Below are 9,363 nucleotides of genomic sequence, written 5' to 3'. Positions count from 1 at the left end.
GGTCAGGGCGCCAGCGCCGCGGCGAACGGCAGGTTCCGGACGACCCAGTAGACGATCAGCAGCCCGACGAACGCGTACACCACCGGCGGCGTGAACAGGACGGTCCGCATCGGCAGCCCGCGCGCGGTCTGGACCGTCCAGCGCGCGAAGAGGTAGCCGAAGACGGGCAGCAGCGCGAACAGCAGCGGGTTGAGGCCGAACGCGGTGCCCACGTCCCCGTGCGTGAGCGCGTAGACGAGGCGCGTGGCCCCGCAGCCGGGGCAGTAGTACCCGGTCATCGCCAGGAACGGGCAGCCCGGATAGTGCCCGGCCTCGTTGGGGTCGCCGCGCAGCGCCACGATCAGGGCGCCGGCGGTGACGCCGGCGAGGACCGCCGCCTGCGGCAGGAGCGCCCTGAGCCGCCCCGGGCCCGGCTCATGCGGTGCGGGCCCGTACGGGTGCGCGTGCTCCTGCGAAGGGACGGGTGCGCGAGTCACATCGCCCACGATAGGCGACGCCCTGCGAGCGGCCGCGGCGCCGCCCCGGGGGCGTGCCGGGCGTCAGCCGTCCAGGACGTAGCCGACGCCGCGGACGGTCCGGATGGGGCTGTCCTCGCCGAGTTTGGCGCGGAGCTGGGCGACGTGGACGTCCACGGTGCGGCTCCCGGCGCCGGCGCCCGGCCCCCACGCGGCGTCCAGGAGCTGCTCGCGGGTGAAGACGCGGCCGGGGTTGGCCATCAGGAACTCGAGGAGGTCGAACTCGGTGACGGTGAGCGCGACGCGGCGGCCGCCGGCGACGGCGGCCCGGCCGGGCCGGTCGAGGGCGACCGAGCCGGCCCGCAGCGGGCCCGGGGCCTCGGCGGCGGGCGGGGCGCCGCGGCGCAGCGCCTCGGCGACGGCGCCGACGAGCACGCGGGGCCCGAACGGCCGGTCGACGCGGTGCTCGCCGAGCGCGTGGGCGATCGCGGGGTCGAGGGGGCCGGTGACGGCGACGACGGGCGCGGGGCAGGCGGCGTCGGCGACGCGCCGGTACAGGTCGGCGGGCAGCGCGGCGGTGGACAGGTCGAGGACGACGACGTCGGGCCGGCTGCGCTCGGCGGCGGCGGGCGCCCGCCCCGGGTCGGGCTCGATCTCGACGGCGAAGCCCTCCCGGGCGAGGTAGCGGCGCTGCAGTTCGGCGACGGCGGGGTCGTGCTCGACGACGAGCACGAGCCCGCCCCCGTCGGCGGTCACGGCCGGCCGTTCCGGCGGGCGGTCGGGTCCTCGCCGCGGTCGAGGGAGCGCCACATCGCGGTGGGGTCGTCCGCCGAGGCGGCGCCCTTCGCGGCGGGGCCGGGCGTCCCGGCGCGCTCGTAGCGGGACGACATGGCGGGCCAGCGGGCGCCGCGCACGGCCGTGACCAGGCCGGCGACGGCGAGCAGCACGCCCCCGGTGACCGAGGCCATCCACCACAGGTTCACGTCCAGGACGGGGTCGGCGCCGAGGTTCAGCAGGGCGCTCTTGTCGCCGGCGGCGGACAGCACGTTCGACCGCTGGACGGCGGCGGCCGACGCGTAGGCGATCCCCGCCCCGAACAGGGCGATGAGGACGCCGACGCCCGCGCGCACACGGCCGCGCGTGGCGAACAGGGCGGCGAGGCCGGCGAGACCGGCCCAGCCCAGCGCGCCCGCCGCGCCGCCGAGGTCGCCGCCGGTGAGCGTCTGGGTGAAGGGGGTGATGGCGTGCTCGGCCTTGACGGTGGCCCAGGTTCGCCCGGCGGCGAGCAGGGCGAGACCCGCGCCGGCGGCGCACAGCAGCGCCGTCAGTCCGCGTTCACGCCCGGGCGTCATGACGCCCCGTCAGGGCGCTCCCCGACCACGGCGGGAAGGACGTCGGCGTCCCAGCAGGTGCGGTCGCCGGTGTGGCAGGCGGCGCCGACCTGGTCGACCTTCACCAGGACGGCGTCGGCGTCGCAGTCGAGCGCGACGGACTTGACCCACTGCTGGTGCCCGGAGGTCTCGCCCTTCACCCAGTACTCCTGCCGGCTGCGCGACCAGTAGGTGCAGCGGCCGGTGGTGAGGGTGCGGTGCAGGGCCTCGTCGTCCATCCAGCCGAGCATGAGCACCTCGCCGGTGTCGTACTGCTGGGCGATGGCGGGCACGAGGCCGTTCGGGTCGCGCTTCAGCCGCGCGGCGATCTTCGGGTCCAGGTCGCTGGACGCTCGTGGGGACATGACCGAGAGTTTATTGCAGCGCTACCGGCCGCCGACCTCGGCCGCCGGTCCCCCTCGGCCCCCCGCGCGCACACGAAAGGGCCCGCTCCCCTGGCGGAGGGAACGGGCCCCGACGTACGACTACGGGTGTTACAGGGGGACGACCTGGTCGGCCTGCGGACCCCGGTTACCCTGCGTCACCTCGAACTGGACGCGCTGGTTCTCGTCCAGCGTGCGGTATCCGGAGGACTGGATGGCCGAGTAGTGCACGAAGACGTCCGGCCCGCCGCCGTCGACGGCGATGAACCCGAAGCCCTTCTCGGCGTTGAACCACTTCACGGTGCCCTGCTGGGGCATGTCTTTCTCCTTGCGGCAAAACCTGGGCCCACACCTCGCGGGCCCGTGCGGTCGCTGCGGAACGCTCTCGCCCCCGGTACGGTCCCGGAAAAGCCAAAACGCCCGCTGCCATCAGTCCGCGGGCGTCTTCACGATCGAGAACCACGACTGCAACCGACCGCCCCACAGTATCACCGGTTCCGCGTAAAGCGGAGGAGCCGCATGGCACGCGATTCTCCTCTCGGCGAACCCTGCCGTTACCTGCCCGTTAAAGACTCCAACCGGTCTCGGTCAGGCTCTTGACAGCGTCCGTGGCCCCGGTGAGGCGGACGTCCGCGACGTCTCTGCGGCCCAGCGCCCAGAGGACGAGTTCGCCCACGGGGCCGTGCACGCGGACGGCGCCGTGGGCGTCCCGGCCCCGTCCGGGCACCCGCAGGCCGCGGCCGTCGGGTTGCACCAGCGTTACCTCGACCTGAACTTTTCTTAGGACAAAGCGGGCAATTTTTATCCGTCGCCAGAGCACTTCCTCGAGTTCCGGCGAGATCTCCCGGGGCTCCCAGTCGGGACGCGCGCGCAGGACGTCCTCATGGTGCACAAAGAACTCGACACCGTTCGCGTTTTTGTCGACTCCGGGAAGCGCGTACGGGGAGAACTTCGCCGGTCCGTCCCGAAAGCGTTCCACCAGCCGGTCGAACGGGACGGCGCGCGCGGTGCGGCGCCGGACGCGCTCGGTGTAGAAGGCCAGCGGCGGCAGCAGTATTCCGGGGGCGGCGTCCGGGCGGTCCTCCCGGACGACCAGATGGGCGGCCAGGTCGCGGGCCGTCCAGCCCGCGCACTTGGTGGCGGCGTCGGGCCCGGCCTCGGCCAGCGCGTCGGCCAGCAGCAGGCGCTCGCGCCGGACGGGCCCGGCCGGGCCGGGACCGGCGGGGCCGCCGCCGGCCGGGCGGCCCTCGGATGCGCTCATCCCTTGATCGTAGGCGGTGCGGGGCCGGCCGGGAATAAGCACCGCGGCCGGATGGTAGGCATGTGCAGGCCCGAAGATCCCCGCGCCCCGGCCGCCGGGGCATGTCCCGGGCGCCGCCGTGATCGAGGAGTCGCCGTGCCACCTGCGTCCAGACGCGTCAGCCCACACGTGCTCAGGGAGGGCATGGGCGTGCTGTGGGTCGCGGTCAAGGCCGAGCCCCGCGTCTTCACGGCGTCGGTGGTCGCGAGCGCCCTCTACGCGGCGATGACGGTGGCGACGGCGCGGGTGCTGGGCTGGGCGACCGAGCACGTCGTGCTGCCGGCGTTCGCGTCGGGGCGCACGACCGCCGGGGCGCTGGCCGGCGCCGCCGCGCTGATCATGGCGGTGGCGCTGCTGAAGGCGCTCGGCGTCGCCGGCCGCCGCTTCTACGCCGGCCTCATGCAGTACCGGATGCAGGCGTCCTACCGCCGCGCGGTGACGCGGCAGTACCTGCGGCTGCCGCTGGCCTGGCACCACCGGCACCCGACCGGTCAGCTGCTGTCGAACGCCAACGCCGACGTCGAGGCGGTGTGGGCGCCGATCGCGCCGCTGCCGATGGCGGTCGGCGTGGTGTTCATGCTGCTGATCGCCGCGGTGTCGATCCTGGTGACGGACGTGGTGGTGGCGGCGGTCGGCTTCCTGGTCTTCCCCGCCGTCGCGCTGATCAACGTGCTGTACCAGCGGCGGCTGTCGCCGGTCGCGACCCGCGCGCAGCAGCTGCGCGCGGAGGTCAGCGAGGTGGCGCACGAGAGCTTCGAGGGCGGCCTGGTCGTCAAGACCCTCGGCCGGGAGGCGGCCGAGACCGCGCGGTTCCGGGAGCGGGCGGAGGAACTGCGCGACGCCAACATCGCGGTGGGCCGGATCCGCGGCCTGTTCGACCCGGTGCTGGAGGCGCTGCCGAACCTCGGCGTCCTCGCCGTGCTGCTGATCGGGTCGATGCGGCTGCAGGCCGGCGCGATGTCGCCGGGCGACCTGGTGAACGCCGCCTACCTGTTCACGCTGCTGTCGTGGCCTATCCGGGCGCTCGGCTGGGTGCTCGGGGAGGTGCCGCGCAGCGTCGTCGGCTGGGAGCGGGTCCGCCACGTGCTGGACGCGACCGGCTCCCTTCCCTTCGGGGAGGACGCGCTGGACGGCGACGGCGGCAAGGCGACCGACCTGGAGGTCCGCGAGGTCCGCTTCGCCTACGAGGCGGACGGAGACGGAGACGGCTCCGGGCGGCACATCCTGCACGACGTGTCGTTCGCCGCGTCCCCGGGCCGGACGATCGCGGTGGTCGGCCCGACGGGCTCCGGCAAGTCGACGCTGACCTCCCTCCTGGTGCGGCTGGTCGACCCGGCCGACGGCTCGGTCCTGCTGGACGGCGTCGACCTGCGCGACGTGCGGCGCGGCGGGGTCGCGGCGACCGCGGCGCTCGTCCCGCAGCAGACGTTCCTGTTCGACGACACCGTGCGCGGCAACGTGACGCTCGGCCTCGACGTCCCCGACGAGCGGGTCTGGGAGGCGCTGCGCCTCGCGCAGGCCGAGGGGTTCGTCGCGGCCCTCGCCGACGGGCTCGACACGAAGGTGGGCGAGCGCGGGGCGACGCTGTCCGGCGGGCAGCGGCAGCGGCTCGCGCTGGCGCGCGCGCTGGTGCGGCGGCCCCGGCTGCTCGTCCTCGACGACGCGACCTCCAGCGTCGACCCGCAGGTGGAGGCCCGCATCCTGCAGAGCCTGCGGGAGGCGCAGTCGGGCGAGGCGGGCGGCGCGACCGTCGTGGTCGTCGCCTACCGCAAGGCCACGATCGCGCTGGCCGACGAGGTCGTCTACATGGAGCACGGCCGCGTCGTCGCGCGCGGCGCCCACGCCGAGCTGCTGGAGAGCTCGGCGGGTTACGCCGACCTCGTGAACGCCTACGAGCGGGCCGAGGCCGAGCAGGAAGCCGAGCAGGAGGCCGTCGAGGGCGGCGAGGAGGCACTGGCATGACGGTCCTTGACGGCTCGGCGGCCACCGAGGGCGCGATCAGCACGCTCAAGCGGGGGCTGCGGCTGAGCCCGGAGTTCCGCGCGGGCCTCGCGGGCACGCTGCTGCTCGCGCTGGTGTCGACGGCGGGGCGGGTGGTGGTGCCCATCGCCGTCCAGCAGACGATCGACAAGGGCATCGGGCGGCCGGACGGCCCCGACATCGCCTTCATCCGGACGGCGGTGCTGCTGTGCGCGGCGGCCGTGCTGGTGACGGCGGTGTGCGCGTATCTGATGAACGTGCGGCTCTACAAGACCTCCGAGGGCGGCCTGGCGGGGCTGCGGGTGAAGGCGTTCCGGCACGTCCACGACCTGTCGATGCTCACCCAGAGCGGGGAGCGGCGGGGCGCGCTCGTGTCGCGGGTGACGAGCGACGTCGACCAGATCAGCCAGTTCATGCAGTCCGGCGGGCTGATGTTCATCGTCTCGATCGGGCAGCTGCTCGTGGCGAGCGTGCTGATGCTGGTCTACTCCTGGCAGCTGGCGCTGCTGGTGTGGGTCGCGTTCCTGCCGCTGGCGTTCGCGCTGCGCCGCTTCCAGCGGATCCTGTCGGGGGCCTACTTCCGGGTCCGGGAGCGGATGGGCGACCTGCTGGCCGCGGTCGGCGAGTCGGTCGTGGGCGCCCCGGTGATCCGCGCGTACGCGGCGGAGGAGCGCACCGGCCGCCGGGTGGACGAGACCGTGGAGTCCTACCGGTCGGCGCAGACCCGCGCGCAGGCGATGGTCGCGCTGACCTTCCCGGTCAGCGAGCTGGTCGCCGCCCTGGCGACCGCCGCGGTCGTCATCGCCGGGACGCTGCTCGGCATCGCCGGCGAGGTGTCGGCCGGCAAGCTGATCGCGTTCCTGTTCCTGGTGACGCTGTTCGTCAGCCCGATGCAGACGGCCACCGAGGTGCTGAACGAGGCGCAGAACGCGATCGCGGGCTGGCGGCGGGTCCTCGGCGTGCTGGACACCGCCCCGGACGTCGCCGATCCGGGCGACGCGGGCGAGACGCTGCCGCGCGGCCCGATCGAGGTGCGGTTCGAGTCGGTCGGGTTCGCCTACCCGGGCGGCCCGCCCGTGCTGCTCGGCGTGGACGCCGAGATCGCGCCGCGCAGCCGGATCGCGATCGTCGGGCAGACGGGCTCCGGCAAGACGACGTTCGCCAAGCTCCTCACCCGGCTCATGGACCCGGTCTCGGGCCGGGTCCTGGTGGACGGCGTGCCGCTGGACCGGGTCCGGTTCTCGTCGCTGCGCGAGCGGATCGTCATGGTGCCGCAGGACGGGTTCCTGTTCGACGCCTCCCTCGGCGACAACATCCGGTACGGGCGCCCGGACGCCTCCGACGAGGAGCTCGTCCTCGCGCTCACCGAACTCGGCCTCGCCGACTGGCTGGACGGCCTGCCGCGGGGCCTGGAGACCCCGGTCGGGCAGCGCGGCGAGTCGCTGTCGGCCGGCGAGCGGCAGCTCGTCGCGCTGGCCCGCGCCTACATCGCCGACCCGGACCTGCTCGTGCTGGACGAGGCGACCTCGGCGGTCGACCCGGCGACGGAGGTCCGCATCCAGCGGGCCCTGGACGGCGTCACCCGCGGCCGGACGGCGATCGCCATCGCGCACCGGCTGTCCACCGCCGAGGCGGCCGACGAGGTGATCGTCTTCGAGGCCGGGCGGATCGTCCAGCGCGGCCCGCACGCCGAGCTGGTGGCGCGTCCGGGCGTCTACGCCGACCTGCACGCCTCCTGGATCGCGCAGCGGTCGCTATGAGGACGGGACAGACCTGGGGTAAAGCACTTGCCCGTTATCTGGTCCAGTGCGCATTCTGACGGGGTGAGCAACGAGGTCGTGTTGGAATCGGCGAGCACGCTGCACGGTCAGCTGCAGCGGGGGCTCGGAAGGGCCGCGCGGCGCGCGGCGGACAGGCCCGGCGCGGGCGAGTACGTGTACGCCTGCGTCCGGCTGGATCCGCGCTGGGACCGCCAGTGCGAGTCGCGCCGGCTGTACTACGCCCGGTTGATGGTGGATCTGGAGTTGCCGACGGGGCCGGTGGCCGAGCACCTGTTCGACCCGTCCGACCACACCGACCCCGACGAGTGGCGGGTGGACCTCGCGCTCGGCGTCCTCGCGGACCTGGTGCGGCTGAGCCGGCGCGAGGCGGCGGCGCCGCTGCGCCGGTACGCCGAGGAGGGCGCGCAGTGGTTCGACGCGGTGGTGGAGCTGATCGACCTCGAGGACCCGGCGCTGACGATCGGTTTGGACGAGCTGGTGGCGGCGCGCTGCGACGACGCCGACCTGGAGCTGCTGATACCCGCCGGGCGCAACCCGGTGATCGAGGCGTGGGCGGCGCGGCAGCCGCGGGTGGCCGCGGCGCTGGAGCGGCAGCGGGCGGCGGGCCGGGCGGCGCGCCGCGCGATGGCCGCGGCCCCCGGTCGGGACGCGCAGAGCGACGCCGAGCTGCTGGACCTCGCCCGGCGGCGCGGGGAGGGCGCCATCGCGGCGATCTTCGAGCTGGGGCGGCGGCGGACGCCGGCGCTGCTCGACCTCGCCGAGGAGCTGCTGCCGCAGCGGCCGAGCCGGTACGGCGGCGCGGTGTGCCGGGCGCTGCGCGAGTACGGCCCGGAGACGCTGCCGCGGGCGCGGGCGTGGGCCGCCGAGCGCGGCGGCTGCGCCGACATGGGGCTGCGCATCCTCGCCAGGTACGGCACCCGGCAGGACATCCCGCTGCTCATGGAGGAGCTGCGCGGGGCCGTCGCCCGGCGGGAGTGGGGCGGCGCCGCGGGCCCCATCGAGGGGCTGGGGCGGCTGCGCGCCGGCGAGGCCGTCCCGCTGCTGAAGACCGCTTGGACCGAGTCGACCTACGCCTACCTGAGACCCCGCATCCTGACCGCGTTGACGAGAACCGCCCCGCACACGGCCGAGTCCTACACCGTCGAGGGGCTGTGGGACTGCGAGGACGGCGTCCGCGCCGAGGCCGCCCGGTCCGCGCCGCTCACCCGCGAGACGGGGCTGCGGCTGCGGCGGCTGCACCAGGACGGCGCCGAGGACCCCGGCGTCCGCGCCGCGGCGGGCGCCCGCCTGATGACTTGAGGCCCTGAGGGCCGGCCCGCCGCCGGGGGCCGCTCCGGGCGGCCGGTGAACCCCGCCGGGGCGGGGCGCGTATTGCTCCCTCGAATCGCGCATCTCACCCCGGAGAGGAATGGCGATGGGTCCCCGACACCACCCCCGCCCGATCACACCGCGCCCGAACGCGTCTCTCGCGCGCGCACCGCGGGCACGAGCGGCGCTGCTGTGCGCCGCCGCGCTGGCGCTGCCGCTCGCGGCGGGCTGCTCGGCGAAGTCCGGCGCCTCGTCCGGTGAGAAGGCCGCGAAGCCCGCCAGCCTGGCGGAGCTCGCGAAGCAGACGGACTGCCAGGTGACCGGTCAGCGCAAGGTCAAGGACCTGGAGCAGGGGAACTGCAAGACCTCGCTGGGACGCTACGTGCTGGTCAGCTTCACCACCGACGCGGGCATGCACTCGTGGCTGGAGGAGGCCAAGCCGTGGGGCGGCTGGTACCTGGTCGGGGCGCGCTGGGTGGCGGTCAGCCAGAAGCCGACGCTGGAGTCGCTCCGCAAGGACCTCGGCGGCAAGATCGTCCAGGGCGACCACCACGGCTCCGGGCAGGAGGGCGGGCACGAGGGCGGGCACGGCTGAGCCGCTCCCGGCCACCTCTTATCGGCCGCTCACGCCCCGGCGGGGCCGTCCTCGCCGCGGACCAGCAGGACGCTCCAGCGCTCCAGCGCGGGCCCGGTGCGGGCCAGGACGCGCCGTGCGGCCAGCCCGCGGCCGATCGTGCCCGGATGCCACAGCGGGTGCCGGGGGCCGTCCACGACGACGCGCACCGC

General features: G+C 75.0%; 10 protein-coding genes. 4 read left to right on the top strand and 6 right to left on the bottom strand.

The genetic code is table 11. The annotated features are described in order from the left end of the window. Positions 1 to 2 precede the first annotated feature (2 nt). The 6 genes from ETD96_RS34450 to ETD96_RS34425 form a co-directional block, all read right to left on the bottom strand. Complete coding sequence (locus ETD96_RS34450; RefSeq protein WP_240808440.1) at positions 3 to 476, bottom strand: DUF2752 domain-containing protein; 474 nt, start codon at positions 474 to 476, stop codon at positions 3 to 5. A 63-nt stretch (positions 477 to 539) separates the two neighbouring features. Next, positions 540 to 1,211, bottom strand: coding sequence for a response regulator transcription factor (locus tag ETD96_RS34445; protein ID WP_138640666.1), 672 nt, complete (start codon positions 1,209 to 1,211; stop codon positions 540 to 542). Further along, the gene (locus tag ETD96_RS34440) at positions 1,208 to 1,807 is read right to left on the bottom strand and encodes a Trp biosynthesis-associated membrane protein (protein WP_138640665.1); all 600 of its coding nucleotides are present in this window, start codon (positions 1,805 to 1,807) and stop codon (positions 1,208 to 1,210) included. Before ETD96_RS34440 ends, ETD96_RS34445 begins: the two co-directional genes overlap by 4 nt. After that, positions 1,804 to 2,190, bottom strand: a complete 387-nt coding sequence (gene hisI / locus ETD96_RS34435; RefSeq protein ID WP_138640664.1) for a phosphoribosyl-AMP cyclohydrolase — start codon at positions 2,188 to 2,190, stop codon at positions 1,804 to 1,806. The genes ETD96_RS34440 and hisI overlap by 4 nt, the downstream gene beginning before the upstream one ends. Positions 2,191 to 2,319: 129 nt before the next feature. Next, positions 2,320 to 2,526: a cold-shock protein gene (locus ETD96_RS34430; RefSeq protein WP_018657218.1), complete on the bottom strand. Its 207-nt coding sequence runs from the start codon at positions 2,524 to 2,526 to the stop codon at positions 2,320 to 2,322. A gap of 247 nt (positions 2,527 to 2,773) precedes the next feature. Then, the gene (locus tag ETD96_RS34425; RefSeq protein WP_138640663.1) at positions 2,774 to 3,469 is read right to left on the bottom strand and encodes a TIGR03085 family metal-binding protein; all 696 of its coding nucleotides are present in this window, start codon (positions 3,467 to 3,469) and stop codon (positions 2,774 to 2,776) included. Between the two features lie 183 nt (positions 3,470 to 3,652). On the opposite strand from ETD96_RS34425, the gene ETD96_RS34420 reads away from it, so the two are divergent. From ETD96_RS34420 to ETD96_RS34405, 4 genes are all read left to right on the top strand, one after another. Continuing rightward, positions 3,653 to 5,470: an ABC transporter ATP-binding protein gene (locus tag ETD96_RS34420; protein ID WP_240808439.1), complete on the top strand. Its 1,818-nt coding sequence runs from the start codon at positions 3,653 to 3,655 to the stop codon at positions 5,468 to 5,470. Next, positions 5,467 to 7,248, top strand: a complete 1,782-nt coding sequence (locus ETD96_RS34415) for an ABC transporter ATP-binding protein (protein ID WP_138640661.1) — start codon at positions 5,467 to 5,469, stop codon at positions 7,246 to 7,248. The genes ETD96_RS34420 and ETD96_RS34415 overlap by 4 nt, the downstream gene beginning before the upstream one ends. A 63-nt stretch (positions 7,249 to 7,311) precedes the next feature. Next, positions 7,312 to 8,568 carry a hypothetical protein gene (locus ETD96_RS34410; protein ID WP_240808438.1) on the top strand — a complete coding sequence of 419 codons (1,257 nt, stop codon included), beginning with the start codon at positions 7,312 to 7,314 and terminating at the stop codon, positions 8,566 to 8,568. A gap of 115 nt (positions 8,569 to 8,683) precedes the next feature. Further along, on the top strand, positions 8,684 to 9,172 hold the full coding sequence (locus tag ETD96_RS34405) for a hypothetical protein (protein WP_240808437.1): 489 nt from the start codon (positions 8,684 to 8,686) through the stop codon (positions 9,170 to 9,172). The last annotated feature ends 191 nt before the right edge of the window (positions 9,173 to 9,363 follow it).

Origin of the sequence: Actinomadura geliboluensis, assembly GCF_005889745.1 — a bacterium.
In the GTDB taxonomy this organism is placed as follows: domain Bacteria; phylum Actinomycetota; class Actinomycetes; order Streptosporangiales; family Streptosporangiaceae; genus Spirillospora; species Spirillospora geliboluensis.
Note: the sequence above shows the minus strand (reverse complement) of the source record. Positions and strands in the feature narration are given on the sequence as shown.

What these genes read in the sequence shown, in the direction of transcription:
- ETD96_RS34440 (WP_138640665.1), bottom strand. Translation starts at nt 1,807, where the DNA reads ATGACGCCCGGGCGTGAACGCGGACTGACGGCGCTGCTGTGCGCCGCC.
- ETD96_RS34420 (WP_240808439.1), top strand. Translation starts at nt 3,653, where the DNA reads ATGGGCGTGCTGTGGGTCGCGGTCAAGGCCGAGCCCCGCGTCTTCACG.
- ETD96_RS34405 (WP_240808437.1), top strand. Translation starts at nt 8,684, where the DNA reads ATGGGTCCCCGACACCACCCCCGCCCGATCACACCGCGCCCGAACGCG.
- ETD96_RS34430 (WP_018657218.1), bottom strand. Translation starts at nt 2,526, where the DNA reads ATGCCCCAGCAGGGCACCGTGAAGTGGTTCAACGCCGAGAAGGGCTTC.
- hisI (WP_138640664.1), bottom strand. Translation starts at nt 2,190, where the DNA reads ATGTCCCCACGAGCGTCCAGCGACCTGGACCCGAAGATCGCCGCGCGG.
- ETD96_RS34425 (WP_138640663.1), bottom strand. Translation starts at nt 3,469, where the DNA reads ATGAGCGCATCCGAGGGCCGCCCGGCCGGCGGCGGCCCCGCCGGTCCC.
- ETD96_RS34415 (WP_138640661.1), top strand. Translation starts at nt 5,467, where the DNA reads ATGACGGTCCTTGACGGCTCGGCGGCCACCGAGGGCGCGATCAGCACG.